At 64.1% G+C, this 18,847-nt stretch carries 16 protein-coding genes and 1 riboswitch; of the genes, 3 read left to right on the top strand and 13 right to left on the bottom strand.

The window, feature by feature from the left end; all coding sequences use genetic code 11:
• The first annotated feature begins 6 nt into the window (after positions 1-6).
• Positions 7-930 (top strand): LysR family transcriptional regulator, encoded by a 924-nt coding sequence (locus ABCW43_RS13880; protein ID WP_345925488.1) that lies wholly within the window; start codon positions 7-9, stop codon positions 928-930.
• Complete coding sequence (locus ABCW43_RS13875; protein WP_345925262.1) at positions 927-2,330, top strand: amidohydrolase family protein; 1,404 nt, start codon at positions 927-929, stop codon at positions 2,328-2,330. The genes ABCW43_RS13880 and ABCW43_RS13875 overlap by 4 nt, the downstream gene beginning before the upstream one ends.
• On the opposite strand, the gene fdxA is transcribed toward ABCW43_RS13875, so the two are convergent.
• Positions 2,327-2,665 carry a ferredoxin gene (gene fdxA / locus ABCW43_RS13870; protein WP_345925260.1) on the bottom strand — a complete coding sequence of 113 codons (339 nt, stop codon included), beginning with the start codon at positions 2,663-2,665 and terminating at the stop codon, positions 2,327-2,329. The two genes, ABCW43_RS13875 and fdxA, sit on opposite strands and share 4 nt — an antisense overlap.
• 194 nt (positions 2,666-2,859) lie before the next feature.
• Between fdxA and ABCW43_RS13865 the strand changes: the two genes are divergently transcribed.
• On the top strand, positions 2,860-4,662 hold the full coding sequence (locus tag ABCW43_RS13865; protein ID WP_345925257.1) for an adenine deaminase: 1,803 nt from the start codon (positions 2,860-2,862) through the stop codon (positions 4,660-4,662).
• A 12-nt stretch (positions 4,663-4,674) separates the two neighbouring features.
• On the opposite strand, the gene ABCW43_RS13860 is transcribed toward ABCW43_RS13865, so the two are convergent.
• The 12 genes from ABCW43_RS13860 to ABCW43_RS13805 form a co-directional block, all read right to left on the bottom strand.
• Positions 4,675-6,072: a dipeptidase gene (locus ABCW43_RS13860; RefSeq protein WP_345925256.1), complete on the bottom strand. Its 1,398-nt coding sequence runs from the start codon at positions 6,070-6,072 to the stop codon at positions 4,675-4,677.
• 80 nt (positions 6,073-6,152) lie between these two features.
• The gene (gene nadC / locus ABCW43_RS13855; RefSeq protein ID WP_345925254.1) at positions 6,153-7,010 is read right to left on the bottom strand and encodes a carboxylating nicotinate-nucleotide diphosphorylase; all 858 of its coding nucleotides are present in this window, start codon (positions 7,008-7,010) and stop codon (positions 6,153-6,155) included.
• Position 7,011: 1 nt separating this feature from the next.
• Positions 7,012-8,553 (bottom strand): L-aspartate oxidase, encoded by a 1,542-nt coding sequence (locus tag ABCW43_RS13850; protein WP_345925251.1) that lies wholly within the window; start codon positions 8,551-8,553, stop codon positions 7,012-7,014.
• Positions 8,550-9,521: a quinolinate synthase NadA gene (nadA, locus tag ABCW43_RS13845; RefSeq protein WP_345925249.1), complete on the bottom strand. Its 972-nt coding sequence runs from the start codon at positions 9,519-9,521 to the stop codon at positions 8,550-8,552. Before nadA ends, ABCW43_RS13850 begins: the two co-directional genes overlap by 4 nt.
• Positions 9,522-9,589: 68 nt before the next feature.
• Positions 9,590-10,492, bottom strand: coding sequence for an NUDIX hydrolase (locus ABCW43_RS13840; RefSeq protein ID WP_345925247.1), 903 nt, complete (start codon positions 10,490-10,492; stop codon positions 9,590-9,592).
• Between the two features lie 97 nt (positions 10,493-10,589).
• The gene (locus ABCW43_RS13835; RefSeq protein ID WP_345925245.1) at positions 10,590-11,534 is read right to left on the bottom strand and encodes an ABC transporter substrate-binding protein; all 945 of its coding nucleotides are present in this window, start codon (positions 11,532-11,534) and stop codon (positions 10,590-10,592) included.
• Positions 11,531-12,313: an ABC transporter permease gene (locus ABCW43_RS13830; protein ID WP_345925243.1), complete on the bottom strand. Its 783-nt coding sequence runs from the start codon at positions 12,311-12,313 to the stop codon at positions 11,531-11,533. The genes ABCW43_RS13835 and ABCW43_RS13830 overlap by 4 nt, the downstream gene beginning before the upstream one ends.
• Positions 12,314-12,449: 136 nt before the next feature.
• Positions 12,450-12,553, bottom strand: a riboswitch (TPP riboswitch).
• 68 nt (positions 12,554-12,621) lie between these two features.
• Positions 12,622-14,310: an ABC transporter permease subunit gene (locus tag ABCW43_RS13825; RefSeq protein WP_345925241.1), complete on the bottom strand. Its 1,689-nt coding sequence runs from the start codon at positions 14,308-14,310 to the stop codon at positions 12,622-12,624.
• Positions 14,307-15,356 (bottom strand): ABC transporter substrate-binding protein, encoded by a 1,050-nt coding sequence (locus ABCW43_RS13820; RefSeq protein WP_345925239.1) that lies wholly within the window; start codon positions 15,354-15,356, stop codon positions 14,307-14,309. The genes ABCW43_RS13825 and ABCW43_RS13820 overlap by 4 nt, the downstream gene beginning before the upstream one ends.
• A gap of 21 nt (positions 15,357-15,377) precedes the next feature.
• Entirely contained in the window at positions 15,378-16,403 is a 1,026-nt protein-coding gene (locus ABCW43_RS13815; protein ID WP_345925237.1) for an ABC transporter ATP-binding protein, read from the bottom strand.
• Positions 16,393-18,024 carry a CocE/NonD family hydrolase gene (locus tag ABCW43_RS13810; protein ID WP_345925234.1) on the bottom strand — a complete coding sequence of 544 codons (1,632 nt, stop codon included), beginning with the start codon at positions 18,022-18,024 and terminating at the stop codon, positions 16,393-16,395. Before ABCW43_RS13810 ends, ABCW43_RS13815 begins: the two co-directional genes overlap by 11 nt.
• A 4-nt stretch (positions 18,025-18,028) precedes the next feature.
• The gene (locus ABCW43_RS13805; RefSeq protein ID WP_345925232.1) at positions 18,029-18,844 is read right to left on the bottom strand and encodes a creatininase family protein; all 816 of its coding nucleotides are present in this window, start codon (positions 18,842-18,844) and stop codon (positions 18,029-18,031) included.
• Positions 18,845-18,847: the final 3 nt, after the last annotated feature.

Genomic DNA, 18,847 nt, shown 5'->3' with positions numbered 1-18,847 from the left:
ATGAGTATGCACGCCAGTATCCTGAAATATTTCGTCGAAGTCGCGCGCTCGGGCTCGATCCGCAAGGCCTCCGAAGAACTGCATGTCGCGACCTCCGCCGTCAGCCGCCAGATCCGCAAGCTCGAGGACGAGCTCGGCACGCCGCTGTTCGAAAGGTTCTCCGATGGCCTGCGCCTCACCTCCGCCGGCAAGGTGGTGCTGAAGCACGCCAAGGAGACGATCCATCACTACGAGATCATGAAATCCGATCTCGGCGACCTCCAGGGCAAGCGCACCGGCCGCGTCCACATCGCCTGCCTCGACAGTCTGGCCGTCCAGTTCATGCCGGAATTCGTGATGGGATTTCATCACAAGAATCCCGCCGTCGATTTCCGCATCCGCGCCGACAACTTCAACAACATTTTTCATTTCGTCGCCGACGGTGACTGCGATATCGGCATCACCTTCGACCTTGCCCGGCCGCACGATATCAAGCTGGTACATGGCGTGCGGATGCCGTTGATGGTGATGGTCGCCAGACATCATCCGCTCGCCCGCCAGAAAAGCGCCACCCTTCAGGAATGTGCCCAGTTCAAGCTACTGTTGCAGCTCGACAATGAGGTGATGAGCTCGATGATCGCCGTCGAACTCGCCTCGCTCGATCGGGTCGGCCGCACCCTTGTCGCGACCAACAACCAGATGATGCTGAAGCCGCTGATCCTGTCCGGTGAAGGCGTCGCCTTCTTCACCCCGCTCGGCTTGCTGAAGGAACTGACGGCCGGCGACGTGGTGGCCCTGCCGATCGCCGGCTCCCGCCTGCAGAACATGGAGGTCGGCATCGTTGCCCCTCATAACCGGCAGCTCACCCACGCCACCGAAGCCGTGATCGAGGCACTCAGCGTCGATCTCGAAAAATTCAGCAATCAGATCGCGGAGGTCATCAGGCGGTGACATCGAACAAGGACTGGCGTTTTCTTGAGGCTCCCGGCCGCGAAAAGGCCCTGCGCGGCGAGGCGGCATGCACCGCCCTCCCCCCGTCGGCCGCGGCCATCCCACTTGCGGCCGGCGACCTTCTTCTGCCGATGCCGGTGAACGCCCATGACCACGGCTACGGCATCCGCACTCTGGATTTCGGCAGCCTGGACGACGCGCTGGAGGCCTGGATTCCGACCATGCGGCTCCGCCCCCGCACCGACGCCTATCTCGAAGCCCTGGTCGCCTTCGGCCGCCTGGCCAAGACCGGCGTCGCCGCGACCATCCACTGCCACAACTCCCTCAATGCGGCTCGCATGGTCGACGAGGCCCTGGAGGTGATCCGCGCGGCCACGGATGTTGGCATACGTCTCGGCCTCTCCTGCCCCCTGCTCGATCACGACGCCTGGGCCTATGACGGCGGCCCGGAGCGATTGAAGCCGTTTCTGAGCGCGGTGGACTGGGAGGCCCTTTCACCCCTTGCGCCGCGCTACGCGCCCTTCAAAGACCAGCTTGCCGCCGCCGAGGCCGTCGCTGCCGCGAATTCCAATCCGCTGGTCGATGTCCAATACGGCCCGATCGGCCCGCAATGGTGCTCGAATGCCCTGCTCGAAGCGATTGCCGAGGCATCGGCCGCAAACAACCGCCGCATCCATATGCACCTGCTCGAAAGCCCAAGGCAGCGGGCATGGCTGGACCGGCGTTTCCCACAGGGCATCGTCCGTTATCTCGACGAGATCGGCTTCCTCTCTCCGCGCCTCGCGGTAGCGCATGGCGTGCAACTCCGGCCGGACGAATACGAATTGCTGGCCGAACGCGGCGTCCAGCTCGTCTCCAATCCATCCGCCAACCTGCGCCTGCGCTCCGGCGTTGCGCCCTTGGCGAACGCCGTCAAACGCGGCCTCCGCTTCGGCATCGGGCTGGACGGCAGCGCCTTCGACGACGACCAGGACCTATGGCGCGAAATGCGGCTCCTCTATTTCCTGCATGGCGGACGCGAACTGGAACGAAGCTTCACGGCAGCCGACATCTTCGGCGCCGCGATCCGCACCGGTGCCGCCGTCGTCAACGCCCCGCTCGGCGAAGATTTCACGGTCATCGATTACGACGCCCTGATCGCCGACAGCGTGTTCGACGATCTCGACGAAGCCGAGGTGCTGCTGAACCGCATGTCCGCCGCGCATGCCAAGGCGGTCTATGTCGCCGGCCGCCCGGTCATGCGGGACGGCAGGCTCGTGAATGCCGATTTCGATGCGGCCCGCAAGGAACTGCTGGCGCAGGCCCGGGCCGACTTGCCGCGGCTCACGATCGAGCGGGAAAGATGCGGCAAGCTGATCACTGCCACCCGCGCCTACTATGGAAGCTGGCCCAACGCCTAGTGAGCCGCCTCGCGCACCGGCGCCGATGTCACCACCGGGTGATCGACAGATCGCGTCCTGCTCTTGTCCCAACCGCCGGGCGACCCCAACCCGGTGACCTCAGGCCCGAAATAATCCCGGTTGACGGGAATGAACGCCATCTGCGCCTCGGTCGCCTCCTCGTCATAGGCGATGGCGTCGACCGGACAGATGGAGAGACAGAGGCCGCAATTGATGCACTCGTCCGGATGGATATAGAACATCCGCCCGCCCTCGTAGATGCAGTCGACGGGGCAGGCTGCGGTGCATGCACCGTCCTTCACGTCGATACAGGGTTCGGTGATGATATAGGCCATCGGATTGTCTGCCTCTCATTGCCTCTACCGCACTATCCCAGACCGGGGCGTTGCTGAAAAGCAGCATATTTCGCCGCAAGAGTTCGAATTTCGGCAACGCTGCAACAATCTTCCCGCCCTATTGGCGCTTCCTTGCCTCGGCGGCTTTCCTTACAATCTCACCTGTCCTTCCGAGTCCTGAAAATGAGATTTTCATGAGCACCCTCACCCGCTTCTCCGTTCAGCCGCTTTCGACCATGACCCGCCGTCTCGCCGATGTCGCCTCCGCCCGTCGCGATCCCGATCTGGTCATCCAGGGTGCACGCGTGCTGTCCACCTATTCGGAACGCATTCTCGACGGTCGCGAAGTCTGGGTTTCCGGCGGCCGTATCGCAGCCGTAAAGCCGGCCGGCAGCTACAGGAGTGGTTCCGCAAAGCTCTACGACGCCAAAGGCGGCATCATCGCGCCCGGCCTCGTCGATCCGCATATTCACATCGAATCCTCGATGGTCACGGCCTGCGCCTATGCCGAGGCAGCACTCCTCAACGGCACCACGACAATCTTTTGCGACAGTCACGAGATCGGCAATGTCATGGATGTCGCGGGCGTCGAAGCGATGCTCGAAGACGCACGCCAGGCGCCGTTATCGATCTTCCTCACCGTCCCCAGCACCGTGCCGGCGACCTCCCCGCAACTCGAAACCGCTGGCGGCGACCTGACGCCGGAGAAGATCGCCGCGCTTTTCGACAAATGGCCGGAAGCGGTGGCGCTCGGCGAGAAGATGGATTTCGTCCCCGTCGCCATGGGCGACGAGCGCAGCCACGCGATCCTGGCCGCAGCGCTGCAGCGCGGCCGGCCGGTCTCAGGGCATGTGTATGGCCGAGAATTCGTCGCGGCCTATGCCGCGTCAGGCGTTACCGATACCCACGAGGCAATCGACCGCGACATCGCCGACGACCTGTTAGAGGCCGGCGTCTGGCTTTTCCTGCGCGGCGGCCCACCGACGACGCCGTGGCATTCGCTGCCGCATGCGATCAAGACGATCACCGAACTCGGCGCATCGCACAAGCGCGTTGCGGTCTGCACCGATGACCGGGATGCCGAGGACCTGCTCGCCTTCGGCCTCGACTGGGTGACGCGCGAAGCCGTCAAGGCCGGCATGACGCCGGAACAGGCCTGGGCGATGGGCTCGCTGCATGGCGCGACCCGTTTCGGCATGGAAGGCGAGATCGGCGGCATGGGCGGAGGCCGCCGCGCCGATCTCGTGCTCCTGAACGACGACCTGAAACCGGTCAGCACTTGGTATGGCGGCGAACTGGTGGTCGATAACCGCAAAATCACGCCGATCCTCGATGAGGCGCTTTCGAAACCCTATCGTTATCCGCAGGCCGCCTATCACACCGTCAAGCTGCCGAAGAACCTGAAACTGTCGCCCGCTCTTCCGACCGACACCGTGGTCGCCCATACGATCCGCACCGAGCTCCCCGGCATCACGCTCGGCCACGTGACGGTGACGCTCGAACCCGCCAACGACTGGCAGGCGCATTTCGACCGCCACGACCTCTGCTTCGTCACCGTCGTCGAGCGGCACGGCAAATCGGCCGGAAACGTGGCGCACGGGCTGCTGAACGGTTTCAGCCTGAAAAAGGGCGCCGTCGCCTCCTCTGTCGGCCATGACAGCCACAATATCATCGTCGCCGGCACCAACGAGACGGACATGCAGGTGGCGCTGGACGCGATCGAGGAAACGCAGGGCGGCGTCTGCGTCGTGATGGATGGCAAGGTGACCGCCATGGTGCCGCTGCCGATCGCGGGCCTGCTTTCCGACAAGCGCGTCCACGAGGTCGCAGACGAGGTGAAGGCCCTCAAGCTCGAATGGGAAAAGGCCGGCTGCACCATCGCCTATATGGGCTTCAACCTCATCCCGCTGTCGGTCATTCCGGAAATCCGCATCACCGACAAGGGACTTGTCCTGGTGCCGGAAATGGTGATCTCGCCGCTCTTCGAAAAAGCCTGAACGGCGACTGGATCACTCGGCAAGCTCAGCGAGAATACGAACCCAGGAGCGGATGCCCTTGTGGAAGCTCGACAGGTCGTATTTTTCGTTCGGGCTGTGAACGCGGTTGTCGAAGCGGGCAAAGCCGACCAGCAGGGCATCGCAGCCGAGCCGGCGCTTGAACTCTCCGATGATCGGGATCGAGCCGCCGGTTCCGGCAAGCGCTGCCTCGCGGCCCCATTCTGTGGAAAGCGCTGCGAGCGTCTTCGTCAGGAACGGGCTCTCGATCGGCATGACGGTCGCCGGCGCCAGGCCGAAATCCTTGAACGTCACCGAGCAGTCGGCGGGGATGCGCGCCTCAACATGCGCCTTGAAGGCATCGCGGATCTTTTCCGGCACTTGGCCCTCGACCAGCCGGAACGAGATCTTGGCGGTCGCCTTGGACGGGATGACGGTCTTGAAGCCCTCACCGGTATAGCCGCCACTCATGCCGTTGATCTCGCAGCTCGGCCGCGCCCAGACCTGTTCGAGGATGGACCGCCCCGCTTCGCCAGCCGGTATGGTGAGCCCGATATCGGCGAGAAAACCCTTTTCGTTGAACGGCAGCCGCTGCCACTGCGCCTTGATGGCTTCCGGCAGTTCCTTGACGCCGTCGTAAAAACCCTCGACGGCCACCCCGCCATCCGGGGTCCTCAGGCTCGCGACGACATCCGACAGGACCTGCAGCGCATTGCGGGCAGCATTGCCGAACATGCCGGAATGCAGGTCGCGGTCGGCGCAGGTGATCTCGATCTCGGTACTGTAGAGCCCGCGCAGCATGGTGGTTATGGCCGGCGTCTCACGGTCCCACATGTCGGTGTCGCAGACATAGACCATGTCGGCCTTCAGCTCGGCGGCGGTCGCATCGAGGAACGGCGCAAGGCTTGGGCTGCCCGCCTCCTCCTCGCCTTCGAAAAGGATGCTGACCTGCACCGGCAGCTTGCCGGTCACCGCCTTCCAGGCGCGGCAGGCCTCGACGAAGGTCATCATCTGCCCCTTGTCGTCCGAGGCACCACGCGCGACGATCGCGGTATCGCCGTTCGGCAGCGGCTCCAGCCGCGGCTCGAACGGATCGCTCGTCCACAGTGCCAGCGGATCGACAGGCTGGACGTCGTAATGACCGTAAAACAGCAGGTGCGGCCCGGCCGCATCCTTCTGATGAGCGACGACCATCGGATGGCCCGTCGTCGGCCGGACGGAGGCATCAAAGCCGATCGAGGCGAGATCGCGGCTCAGCCAATCGGCGGCCGCCTTGCACTGGTCGCGATAGCCGGGATCAGTGGAGATGCTCGGAATACGGATCAGGTCGAAGAGACGCTCAAGGCTCGCTTCGATATCGGCATCGACAAGCGCCAACACCGTATCGATCTGGTCCTTGGATATGGTCGGCATCTCGCACTCCTTGCCCGTTCGCTATTTCGGATCAAGGATGTAGCACTGTTTTCAACGGCTCCGAAAGCACTCGGGCGCCGCTAATTTGCAGAGCGGAAATCGAGCCCGATATCCAGCGTCGGCGCACTGTGGGTGATCCAGCCGACGGAGAGCAGATCGACGCCAGAGGCAGCCACGGCCGCGGCAGTCGCCGGCGTGATCCCGCCCGACGCCTCGGTGATCGCCCGGCCCGCGACGATGCCGACAGCCTCTCGCAGCTCACCCGGCGTCATGTTGTCGAGCAGCACCGCGTCGACACCGACCTCCATGGCCTCGTGAAGCTGGTCGAGCGTATCCACCTCCACCTCGATCTTCACCATATGGCCGACGCCCGCCTTGGCGCGGCGGATCGCTTCGACAATAGAGCCGGCGATCGCCACGTGATTGTCCTTGATCAGCACTGCATCATAGAGCGCAAAGCGGTGGTTCATGCCGCCGCCGGCGCGAACGGCATATTTTTCGAGCGCGCGGAGCCCCGGCGTTGTCTTGCGGGTGCAGACAACGGAAGCTTTCGTGCCTTCGATCGCCGCGACGATGCCGGCCGTGACGCTAGCGATGCCGGAGAGGTGGCCGAGGAAATTGAGTGCGGTTCGTTCCCCAGTCAGAAGGCTACGCGAAGGACCTTCGATCGTCGCGATCACGTCCCCCGGCTCCACCGCCCCCCCGTCCTCGATGTGGCGGGTCATGACAATCTTCGGATCGACGAGCTGGAAGGCAAGTTCTGCCGCGTCCAGACCGGCGATGACACCCGTCTTGCGGGCCGCCATCACCACCGTCGAGCGATGGCCTGCGGGAATGACCGCCGTCGAGGTGACGTCGCCGGCAAGGCCGAGGTCTTCCATAAGTGCTGCGCGCACCGGCGGTTCGACGAGCAGTCGCGGAAGGGCGGCAAGGGTCATGTCAGGCACTCCAGGCAAGGGGATGGGAGGCGGTCGCGCGGGCAATGTCCAGCGCGTCGGCAAGGCACATCTGCCGCCGCTCCGCATAGGCGAGCTTCAATGGGAAATCGGTGCGGGCATGGGCTCCGCGGGATTCCTTGCGCAGCGAGGCGAAGACTGCGATCAGCAAAGCGACGATCGCCGGATCGGCGGCGGATCCTTCGCCCTCGACGAGCGGCAGCAGGCTCGTGATCGCACCATGAATGGCGCCGGCGTTTCTCAGAACGCCGAGATGCCGCGACACGATCGGCCGTACGGCGGAAATATCCGCCGGCGCCGGCAGCTCGGCACCAGCGGCCCGGTGAGGCGTTTCAGCGGAGGTTGCCGAGAGATCCTGCGCTGCCCGCATGCCCATGACCGCCGCTTCGAGCAGGGAGTTGCTGGCCAGCCGGTTGGCGCCGTGGAGGCCGGTCGAGGCCGCCTCCCCAACCACCCAGAGGCCGGGCACCGAGCTGCGGCCGCTCCCGTCCGTCGCAACACCACCCATGTGATAGTGAACGGCAGGCCGGACCGGGATGAGATCCGAATTGGGATCGACACTTGCCTCCCGGCAGAGTGCGTCGATCAACGGGAACCGGCTGGAAAAGCCGCTTCCAAGCGCCGGCCGGGCATCGAGGAAAACGCGCCCGCCCCGGGCGATCTCGGCACTGATGGCACGTGCCACGATATCCCGCGCAGCCAGTTCGGCGCCCGGTTCGCGGGCAAGAAAACGCTCGCCCTTTTCGTTGACGAGCACCGCCCCTTCCCCCCGCACGGCTTCGCTCACCAGCGCCAGCGGCCGTCTTGGGGAATCGAGCGCCGTCGGGTGGAACTGCACGAATTCCATGTCGGCAAGCATCGCTCCGGCACGCGCCGCAAGCATTACGCCCTGGCCGAAATTGCCGGTGGGATTGGTGGTCGCATCATAAAGGCCACCGACGCCGCCGGTCGCGAGAACCACCTGCGAGGTCGGGAGGGTGACCGCACCGCTGGCCGTCGCGCAAAGCAGGCCGGACACAGCACCGTCGTTCGTCAGAAGCCGCCGCACCTCGACGCCTGCCAAGACCGTGATCGACGGTGTCCCGGAAACGGCCTCGACCAGAGCCCGGACAATCGCCGCACCCGAACCGTCGCCTGCCACATGCACGATGCGGCGGCGCGAATGGGCCGCCTCCAGCCCGAGCGAAAGCGAGCCGTCGGCGGCCCGGTCGAAACGCACGCCGAATTTTTCCAGAATGGCGATGGCATTTGGAGCTTGCCTCAGGATCGATGCCGCCGCAGCCGGATCGCAAAGTCCATCACCCGCTGCGAGCGTATCGGCAAGATGCAGGTCCGCGCTGTCGTCGGCACCGAGGCTTGCGGCGATGCCGCCCTGCGCCCAGGCGCTGGAGGTTTCTGCGCCCAGCGCCGCGCGGGTGATCAGGACGACGGGCTGCGGGGCGAGCGTCAACGCCGTCACCAGCCCCGCCAGACCGCTGCCGACGATCGCGACGCGGCCGGAGAGATGGTCGAGGATCTCGGTCATATGGCGAGCATCCTCTCGACCGCACGGCGGGCAGCAACGGCGATCGACGGATCGACCATTACCTCGTGCTGGTTCTCTTCCAGCGCCTTGCGGATATTGCCGAGCGTGATCCGCTTCATGTGCGGGCAGAGATTGCAGGGCCGCACGAATTCCACATCCGGATGATGCACGGCGACATTATCGCTCATCGAACATTCCGTCAGAAGCACGACTCGGGCCGGCTTTTTCTGTCCGACATAGTCCGACATGACGGCGGTCGAACCGGCAAAGTCGGCCTCGGCCACCACTTCCGGCGGGCATTCGGGATGCGCCAGAACCACGACGCCCGGATGTGCCTCGCGCAGATCGCGAACGTCCTGCGCGTTGAACAGCTCGTGCACCTCGCAATGGCCATGCCAGGCAATGATCTCGACATTCGTCTCCCGCGCCACGTTCTGGGCCAGGTATTCGTCCGGGATCATCAGCACTTTCGGAACGCCAAGCGACTCCACCACCTGCTTGGCATTGCCGGAGGTGCAGCAGATGTCGGATGCGGCCTTCACCGCCGCAGACGTATTTACGTAGGTGATGATCGGCACTCCGGGATGCGCCTGCCGCAGCAGGGCAATATCTTCCGGCGTGATCGAATCCGCCAGCGAACAGCCCGCCCCCATGTCCGGGATCAGCACCGTCTTTCCGGGGTTGAGCAGCTTTGCCGTCTCCGCCATGAAGTGCACCCCGGCGAGCACGATGACATCCGCATCCACGTCGATCGCCTTGCGGGCGAGCGCCAGGCTGTCGCCGACGATATCCGCGACGCCATGAAAGATTTCCGGCGTCTGGTAATTGTGGGCAAGGATGACGGCATTGCGGGTGCGCTTGAGTTCAAGGATCGCCGCGACATCCGCCTCGTAGCTCATCCACTCGGCTTTCGGGATGACGCGGCTGACACGATCGTAAAGCGAGGAAACCGAAAGCGGAGAATTCATGATCTGCTCCTTTTATACTCGAAGTGAGTATATCCGGCGCAAAGAGATATTCTCGATTCGAGTTTATGTCAATTGCGTGAAAGCGGAAGTTTCGAACCCGAAAGCGCGCGCTCTTCGAGCACGGCATGGCGGTAGCGGAAAAGCTTGGCTGGCCGGCCGCCAGTCTCGCTGGTGGTCTCGCCGGTTTCCTCGATCAGCTCCTGCTGGTCGATCAGCCGGCGGAAATTCGGCTTGTGCAGGGTAAGGCCGGCAAGCGCCTCGACGGTGTGCTGCAATTGAGACAGCGTAAAACTCTCCGGCATCAATTCGAAGACGACCGGGCGGTATTTGATCTTGGCGCGCAGCCGCGCGATCCCGGTCGCCAGGATGCGGCGGTGATCGGCAAACATCGAACGGCCGAAACTTTTGGCCGGCGCGCAGCCCGCTTCGGTGACGAGCCCGGCTTCGTACATCAACTCGTAGCGCTGCAGGCCGAGATCCTCGTTCCAGGCGGCACCGTCGAGGCCGAAGGCGAAATCGACGCGGCGCCGGCGGTGCTCGCGTCGCGCCGGTTCGGCCGCAACCCAATCCTGCAGACGGCCGGTGATGGCTGTGAGGATCTCCGGCGTCCCGCCGCGATGATCCTCCCAGGGGAAATATTCGTACCAGCCATGCCAGCCGGGTTTTCCGGCGCCGGGTGCCGCCTGTTCGCGGACGAGGCCGAGATAGCTGATCGAGATCGTCCGCCCCTCGGCATCCTCATGGGTCCGGTCGCGGTCGGCAAAGGTGTAGAGCTGTTCGAGATAACCGAGCGGATGGCCCGTCTGGTCCCCCACCCATTCGCGAAGCCCGGCCTGCAGGCTCCTGTGGCCGAGCTCGAAAGGCCCCGACGGCAGCGCATCTCCGGAGCGAACCGTCATGACACGCGGCTCGTCGCCGGTGACGGCGGACAAAACCGCGATCAGTTCCGCATGAGCAAGTCCGATGGCCAAGAAAACTCCGGGGTACGTAACGTTGAAAGCCTATCTGGCATGGAAATCACGTTACGCGAACCCCGAAGTTCAAATCAAACGATATCAGCGACTTGGCCTATTTGATTTCGACCGCGACGTCTGCGATTGGAGGCACGGCCTTGATCAACCCCATTTCCTGCATGAAGGCGGCGAAACGCTGGTAACGGCCCTGGTCAAGTGCGGCCGGGCGCTTGGCAAAACGCGGCAGCGTATCGAAGAAGGCCGTGCGGTTCAGCTCGTCGTCGAGGTTCGGATAGGCCTTGATGAAAAGCTGCCAGGCTTCCTGCGGATGATTGGTGATGAAGATCGAGGCCTGTTCGACGGCGTGCAGGAAACGCGGCAGCCGGTTGTCGGCGGCCAAATCACGACGGGTGACGAAGATCAGCTCGTCATAGGCCGGAACGCCATGCTCCTCCGGGAAGAACGCGCGGCCGGCATGGCCTTCCAGCTTCATCTGGGTCAGTTCGAAATTGCGGAACCCGCCGAGCGTCGCGTCCACCTTTCCGCCGATCAGCGAGGGCGACAGCGAGAAATTGACGTTGATCAGTTCCACATCGTCGTTGGAAAGGCCTTCCGAAGCCAGCATGCGCTTCAGCATGGCATCCTCGAAGCCGGTGACGGAAAAGCCCACCTTCTTGCCCTTGAGGTCTTTGAGGCTCTTGATCGGACCGTCCGCCAGAGCCGTGACGGTATTCAGCGGAGTTTCGACCAGGGTGCCGAACCGCACCAGCGGCAGGCCAGCCTCGTGGTCGAGATAGAGATTAGGCTGGTAATGGATGCCGATATCCGCCTGACCGGCCGAGACAAGACGCGGTACCGCGGAAGGGTCGGACGGCGGGATGAGCTCGACGTCCAGATTGGCATCGGCAAACAGGCCGCGCTGCTGGGCGATCACCATCGGCGCATGGTCCGGATTGACGAACCATTCGAGCAGCACGCTGAGCTTGTCGGCCGCCTGCGCGGAAGCGGGCGCGGCCAGACTGGCGAGCGCGATGAAGGACGCGGTGAGGATACGGATCATGATCGGACGGAACTCCTTGATGCGGATGAGGGTGCTGGATCGGCTTCGCTGGCCCAGGGGGCGAGACCGGCGGTCAGCCGGTCGATGAGAAGCCTTAAGGTTAGGGTGAGTATGGCGAGTATGACCATCGCCGCAAACACCGTGTCGGTCTGCATGCGGGCATTGGCCTGGATCATGACGAAACCGAGCCCGCCAGAGGCGCCGACCCACTCGCCGACAACCGCACCGAGCGGGGCCAGCGGGGCCGCGACCCTGAGGCCCGAGACGAGGCTCGGGATCGCCAGCGGCACCCGCATCGAGACCAGCGTCTGCCAGTGGCTTGCACCCTCCAGGGAGACGGCGTCGAGGATTTCCTGATCGGTGCGGCGAAGACCATCGGCAAAGGCCGACGCAACGGGAAAGAAGATGATGATCGTCGTCATCGCTACTTTCGAGGCAAGCCCGAAACCGAGCCAAAGAACCAGGATCGGCGCCAGCACGAAGACCGGAAAAGCCTGCAGGATTAGCACCATCGGCCAGACGAGACGACCCAGCCGCGGCAGCGCCGCAACGCCGAAGGCGGTGGCGGCACCGAGGCCAGCACCGATCACCAAGCCGAGCGCGATTTCCGTCAGCGTCACGGCGCTATTCTGCAGCAGGAAACCCGGCTGCCGCGAGAATGCGGAGACCACCGCAATCGGAGACGGCAGGATGTAGCGGGGTGGAGTAAACAGCCAGACGCCGGCCTGCCAGAGAGCGACAAGCAGGACGAGGCCGATCACCGCGTGAGACGCGCGCATGATGCTAGGCGCCGGACCTACGCGTGACGACCACAGACGCGCGGGGGGATACGGAAAGAATGGATGTCATCGGTCGATCTCCAGATCAGCTCAATCACGGAGATCCAGGTGAAGCGGAGAAGAGAAAAAATCGTCGGGCGACGCCTATTTCCGTTCCTACGCCGGCATGACCCGGATCAGGTTCAAGGGTCCGGCTCACCGCCATCTCAGCATCGTCAAGATGCCCCCCTCGGAATTGAGACGATAACTGTCGGTTTTCAGTATGCCTGTCAAGCAGGCCGGACGACCGGCCCGCTGTCGTTTCCCATTTATCGTGCGTAGAGACGGTCGAGGCGAACCACCCTGCCGACCAGGACCAGCGCGATGACGGTGAAGACGATCAGCACCGCCGAGATCGCATGCGCGGTCGGCTCAAGGCTGAAGGTCGATTCCGAGTAGATGCGCACCGGCAGGGTCGTCAGTCGGGCGGTGGTGAGGAAGCTCGTGACGGTCACCTCGCCGAAGCTCAGGAGGAAGCCGACGATGCCGGCCGCAAACAGCCCTGGCGCCAGTCCCGGCATGATGACCAGGAAGAACCGCCGCGCGGGGCTTGCCCCGAGGCTTGCGGCCGCTTCCTCCTGCGCCCGGTCGAGGCCCATGACCGAGGTGGTCAGCAGCGTGATCGCGAAGGGCAGGATGACGATCACATGGATCGCCACGAGGCCGAGGAACGGCGGCACGATCAGATAGATCTGCAAGAGCCGCAGCATGCCGACGCCGATAGCCACATGCGGCAGCGACATCGGCAGCAGCCAGAAGGTCAGCAGCGCGGACCGGCCCTTGAAGGGATAGCGGGCAAGCGCGAAGGCTGCCGGCAGCGAGAGCGCCAGCGCCACCAGCATGGAGCTGACGGCGAGCCGCACCGACACCCAGAAGGCATCCGCATAGGTGCCCGCGAAGAATACGGCCTCGTACCATTTCAGCGTGAAGCCACGAAAACCGGAAGCCGTCGCCTGCGGCACGTCGTTGAAGCTCTGGATGCAGACGAGCACCAGCGGCAGCAGCAGGAGCAGCAGCGAGGTGGCGAGCAGCAGTTTCGAAACAATCGGGCCGAGGATATTGATGACAGGCACGATCCAGCGCGGAATGCTCCACGGATTGCTGGGCTTGCCCTTCAGCCACGGCATCAGGCGGTTGAGCGAATACGCGCAAAGCGCCGCGAAGGCGAGACCGGTGACGGTCATGATGATCGCAAGGGCTGCGGCAAGCGGCGCGTTGAGGTTCTTGATCGCCTCCTGCAGCACCAGCATGCCGGTCGTCCAGACCTTCTTGCCGCCGAGCAGCGACGCGGAGACATAGGCCGTGGTCGCCATCAGGAAAACGATGACGGCGCCGGAGCGCAGGCCGGGCAGCGAGAGCGGCAGGTCGACGGTGAGGAACCGGACCGCCGGAGACGCCCCAAGGCTCTGAGCCGCCTCGTGCACGCGCGGAGACGTGTTCTGCAGGTTGTCGTAAAGCGCCAGCACCATGAACGGCAGGAAGACCTGCGCCAGCGCGACTGCAACCGCGCCATGCGTGAACAGCATGAACCGGGCCGGCGGAATGCCGACGAGGCCGGTGACCGAATTGATCAGCCCCTCCGGCGCGAGCAGCAGGATGATGCCGAGCGAGCGCACCACCACATTGGTGAGCAGCGGAATGAGGATGACCGCGAACGCGGCCGCGCGGTATTTCACCGGCATGCGCGCCAGCCAGTGGGCGAGCGGATAACCGAGAAGCGCGGTGATGACGGTGACGCCGAGGCCGAGCAGGATGGTTTCGGAAACGACGCCGAAATAGAAACTGTCGGAGACGATATCCCGGAACTGGGCGATCGACGGCGCCAGGAACAGCGGGCCGAAAGGATCGGGATACTCGTGCAGGGAGAGCACGAGGACCACGAACATCGGCGCCGCAAAGGACAGAAGCAGCCAAAGGGTGACCGGCGCTGCAAGCGCCGGCCCGATCCAACGGTTCATCCCGCGATCTCCCGATCGTATTTCGCCTGCCACTTGGCGCGGCTGGCGTTGATCACGTCCCAATCGAAATCGACGAGCTTGCTGACCTGCTCGTCGCCGAGCACGAGCTTCGACTTGAGGTCGTCCGGGACAGTGATGTTGCTGACGGTCGGCGAGTAATAGATCTGGCGTGCATAGGCGAGCATGCAGGGCTCGGAGAGATGCAGGTTGATCCACTCTTCCGCGAGCTTCTGGTTCTTCGTGCCTTCGGTGATGCAGGCGACGTTCATCGAAAGCGCCTGCCCCTCGACCGGCTTGGCGATCGCTATATTGGGATTGCGAGTTTCGACATAGGACTGCGTGAAGCTGCCGAACTCGACGGAAAGGTCGGCGAGCTTCTGGTCGAACATTTCGAAAAGCTGCGCTTGGCTGCCCTGGATCGCCGCAAACGGCTTCAGTTGCTTGACCTTTTCGAAGGCGATGTCGGCGTTCTTTTCATCACCGCCCCAGACGCGGGCCGCCATCATCAGCGCGGAAATGCCTTCGGCGCCGAGACCGTCCGGCCAGGCGATGCGGCCCTTCCACTCCGGGTTCCACATGTCCTTCCAGGAGGTGATCGGCTTCGACGCCTTGGTCTTGTCGTAGACGATCGTGCAGGGGTTGAAGGCAACGCCATAACCACCCTTGCGGGCGCTCGGGTAAAGCGCTTCGAAGTTCTTGACGGCCGGCGTCGGCGCCTGGGTCACGCCGTCCTTCACGGCCTGGCGGCTTTCGAAGATGTTGAGGTAGAGAACGTCGAAGCTCGGGCGGCCGCGCTCCGCATAGGCGCGGGCGCGCCGATCGCCGGTGCCGCCGAGGACGTAGCTGACCTTACAGCCGTATTTCTCGACCAGCGGCTTCTCGACATGTTCCTTGACGATCTTTTCCTGCGCGCCACCCCAGATGCCGACGACGAGTTCGTCGCCCTTCTTGGGCTCCTGCGCGGAGGCGGGACGGATGATGTGGAACGGTGCGGCTAGGCCGGCACCGGCAATCAGCTTGTTGAATGTACGACGCGAGACGTTCATGTCTTGGTTCCCCTTTTTCGGTCAGATGAATGTGGCGCCACCCGGCTGGGTCTGGATGCTGCACGGCGTCCCGAGGGGCGGAGGCGGCATATCCGAAGGCACGATCAGGCGGATCGTGCCGCATGCGGATTGGATATCGGCTTCGTATGTGTCGCCGAGGAAAGCTGCGTTGACGAGTGTGCCGGAGAGATGCAACGGCCCCGGTTCGTCGGAAAGCCTGAGGCGCGAGGCGCGCAGCACGAGGCGGGTCGCACCGGAAGGCGCGCCTTCGCAGGTGAGCCCAGGCGCGCTGAACAATCCATTCTCGGTCCGCCCCTCGATCACCGTGCGGGCGCCGAGGAAGGAGGCGGTGAACGGCGAATGCGGCCGGTCGCAGAGCGCGACGGGCGTGCCGATCTCGGCGAGCAGCCCCTTGTTCATCACGGCGACGCGGTCCGACATCGCAAGCGCCTCCTGCTGGTCATGGGTAACGAACACGGTTGTGATGCCGAGCCGCTGCTGCAGCGTGCGGATTTCGGTGCGCATGTCGGCGCGAAGATGGGCATCGAGGTTGGAAAGCGGCTCGTCGAGCAGCAGCACGTCCGGCTCGATCACCAAAGCGCGCGCAAGCGCCACGCGTTGCTGCTGCCCCCCGGAAAGCTGGCCCGGATATCGGTCGTAATAGGCGCCGAGACCAACGGTATCGAGAGCTGCGGCAGCACGCGCGCGGCATTCCGCCTTGCCGACATGGCGCATGCGCAGGCCGAAACCGACATTGTCGAGCGCCGTCAGATGCGGGAACAGTGCGTAGGACTGGAAAACGACACCGATATTGCGGGTATGCACCGGGCGCTTGCTGATGTCTTCGCCGTTGAGGATGACGCGGCCTTCGGATGGCTGCACGAAACCGGCGATCATCCGGAGCGTCGTCGTCTTGCCGCAGCCGGAAGGCCCCAGCAGCGACAGGAGTTCTCCCTTCGCGACCTCGATCGTAAGGCCGCTAACGGCGACGGAATCGCCGTAAATGGCCGTGATGTTGTCGAGCGTCAGGTAGTGCTTATGCGACATTTTCGGGAGCCTCGGGCATGATCAGGCGGGAGCGCGTCGCCCCGCCATGGCAGATGGAAATCGTGATGGGGCGCCGCGCCATCTCGGGCACGGAAGCGAACGGCCCGTTGCCGGGATGAACTTCAAAGGCCGCCGCGCCGGCGCCCTGCAGCGAAAGCCGCAAGGCGAACCCTTCCGACACAGTGACGCAGATAGGGCGCAGGCTGATGCGCACTGACAACCGCCGGCCGCCTTTCAAGCGGGCATAACCGGTGCTCAGCACCCTCGCCTCCCCGGACGGCGCGACGAGCGACAGCGTCGCACAGAGATCGAAGCCCTCGGAGCGTGTATCCACCTCGATCTCGGCCGCGGCTTCGCCGACGAAGAACCGTGCCACCTCGAAAGGCAGGGTTGTGTAGACGGTAACGTCGGCGCGGTTATCGTGGCTACTACGGTCGGCAAAGCCTTGCGGCACCCCCAGATGGCCGCCGACGAGCGGCGTCGGCCGCGTCGGATCGTGAACGAACGTATCCCGCATCTCGCCGCCGGTTTCGCCAAGCAGCCTGCCGTCGCTGACCATTGCCGCGCCGAGCCCGGAGGAAGAGAGGAAAAAATCGGCCTCCGAAACCTCTGATCGGCCGGAAAGACTGAGCCAGCGTTGCCGCCCCATGTCGAAGAACCGGACCGGCTGCGGCCGTTCGCCAAAACCCTTGAGATAGAAATCGAAGAAGGCGAGTTGCGCGCGGTCGATCGAAAATTCCGCATCCGGCCCCATGTCGGTGCCGCCGCCGGCGCGGTTCCAGGGCGCATGCGCCCAGGGGCCGATCACCAGATGGGTGCTGTCCCGATGTTTGCGCCGGAAAGCCGTGTCGGCGGCCCAGGTGCCCTGGAGCAGGAAATCGGCCCAGCCACCGGTGTGGAGGACCGGAATGTCGAGCGGATCATCGGCCAGCAGCACGCCGGGCGAAACCGCGTCCCAATAGTCCTTTTCGTCCGCCATCCATTTGCCGAGATGCGATATGTCGGGCCTTGAGACGAGCAGGTCGCGAAGATCAGCGTCGTCTCTGGCCGCGCCAATCGCAGCATAGGTCTGGGCATCCTCCCGCCGTACCGCGGTCAACTGCGCCATCTGCGCCGCCCAGCCGGCATTGAGTCCGAGCCGGAAGGCATTGCCTTCATAAGCCCAGTCGTCACGCGGCATCCACGAGCCCATGGCAGGCGCAATCGCATCCGGCCGCACACTCCCCTTGCCGGCAATGGCGAAATACTGTGTCACCGCCTGGTAACTGAAGCCGTAGAGGCCGAGCTTGCCGTTGCTTCCCGGCAATGCGGCTGCCCATTCCAGCGTTCGCGCCCCGTCCGCGATCTCGCTGACGAAGGCCTCGAAGACACCGCCGGAATCGCCGCAACCCCGCACGTCCTGGATGACGACGATGTAGCCATGCGAGGCGTACCAGGAGGGGTGCGCCAGCACCAAAGTGGAGGCTATGGCACGTCCATAAGGCTGGCGCATCAAGAGGACCGGGAATGTACCCTCACCTTGCGGACGATAGATATCGGACACCAGCACGACGCCGTCATCGAGCAGAAGCTCGCCCCTTTCGGGGCCGGCAACGCCGTATGGTGCGCGGGGTGTCGTCAACTGATCAGCCCCTGTACATGGTTTTGGAGGTGATCCGGTCAAGCGGGAAATCAAGCACTTCCTTGATCAGCTTCAGGAGGTTGGCGGCGCTGCGCTCGACATAAAGCCGACCGCGCTCGGCATCGCCGGCCGCCGCATTGCCGCAGGCGCCGGAGGGCTGCACGTCCTGTGTCTGCCATCCGTAGCCGATCCGGCCTTCCGGCATCAGCAAGCCACCGGCCGCTTCGAGCTCGACGGAGACCGGCACGAAATCCTCGGCATATTGCATGTCGATCAGCTCGCGATGCAGATGCAGCATGACGCTGGTCTCCGCCTCGCCGCCGTGAATGCCATGTTTCATCTCGTGGGCGCTGAACAGGTCGGAGAAATCGGCGCCGGCACTCGCCCAAGCGCTGACGGCGAACATGTCGAGCTTGATGCGCAGCTCGCGGCAGACGATGTCCATCACCTGCGGCTGGCCGCCATGCGAATTGACGAAGATGATCTTGCGGCAGCCGGCCCGGTTGACGCTTTCGCCGAGTTCGAACCACATCTTTGCCAGCGTGTCGTAGTTGAAGGTCAGCGTGCCCGGATAGGCGGTGTGCTCGACCGACTTGCCGACCGGCATCATCGGCAGGACCAGAACCGGCAGGTCGTCTTCCATCAGCTCGACGGTGCGGGCGACGACGCCGGCATTGATCGCGGCATCGACGCGAACCGGCAGATGCGGCCCGTGCTGCTCGACGGCGGCGATCGGCAGGATCGCGACGAACTTCTCCATCTCGAATTCGGAGAAATCCTTTGCGGTATGATCCCACCACCAATGCGATTTCAGCTTCATGGA

Origin of the sequence: Neorhizobium tunisiense, from assembly GCF_039631515.1 — a bacterium.
Lineage (GTDB): Bacteria > Pseudomonadota > Alphaproteobacteria > Rhizobiales > Rhizobiaceae > Neorhizobium.
The sequence above is the reverse complement of the archived record's forward strand: the minus strand, read 5'-3'. Positions and strand labels throughout refer to the sequence as shown.

Bases quoted from the DNA above. Each gene is read 5' to 3' on its own strand.
- ABCW43_RS13880 (WP_345925488.1), top strand. From the start codon at position 7: ATGCACGCCAGTATCCTGAAATATTTCGTCGAAGTCGCGCGCTCGGGC.
- fdxA (WP_345925260.1), bottom strand. From the start codon at position 2,665: ATGGCCTATATCATCACCGAACCCTGTATCGACGTGAAGGACGGTGCA.
- ABCW43_RS13865 (WP_345925257.1), top strand. From the start codon at position 2,860: ATGAGCACCCTCACCCGCTTCTCCGTTCAGCCGCTTTCGACCATGACC.
- ABCW43_RS13860 (WP_345925256.1), bottom strand. From the start codon at position 6,072: ATGCCGACCATATCCAAGGACCAGATCGATACGGTGTTGGCGCTTGTC.
- nadC (WP_345925254.1), bottom strand. From the start codon at position 7,010: ATGACCCTTGCCGCCCTTCCGCGACTGCTCGTCGAACCGCCGGTGCGC.
- ABCW43_RS13850 (WP_345925251.1), bottom strand. From the start codon at position 8,553: ATGACCGAGATCCTCGACCATCTCTCCGGCCGCGTCGCGATCGTCGGC.
- nadA (WP_345925249.1), bottom strand. From the start codon at position 9,521: ATGAATTCTCCGCTTTCGGTTTCCTCGCTTTACGATCGTGTCAGCCGC.
- ABCW43_RS13835 (WP_345925245.1), bottom strand. From the start codon at position 11,534: ATGATCCGTATCCTCACCGCGTCCTTCATCGCGCTCGCCAGTCTGGCC.
- ABCW43_RS13830 (WP_345925243.1), bottom strand. From the start codon at position 12,313: ATGCGCGCGTCTCACGCGGTGATCGGCCTCGTCCTGCTTGTCGCTCTC.
- ABCW43_RS13825 (WP_345925241.1), bottom strand. From the start codon at position 14,310: ATGAACCGTTGGATCGGGCCGGCGCTTGCAGCGCCGGTCACCCTTTGG.
- ABCW43_RS13820 (WP_345925239.1), bottom strand. From the start codon at position 15,356: ATGAACGTCTCGCGTCGTACATTCAACAAGCTGATTGCCGGTGCCGGC.
- ABCW43_RS13815 (WP_345925237.1), bottom strand. From the start codon at position 16,403: ATGTCGCATAAGCACTACCTGACGCTCGACAACATCACGGCCATTTAC.
- ABCW43_RS13805 (WP_345925232.1), bottom strand. From the start codon at position 18,844: ATGAAGCTGAAATCGCATTGGTGGTGGGATCATACCGCAAAGGATTTC.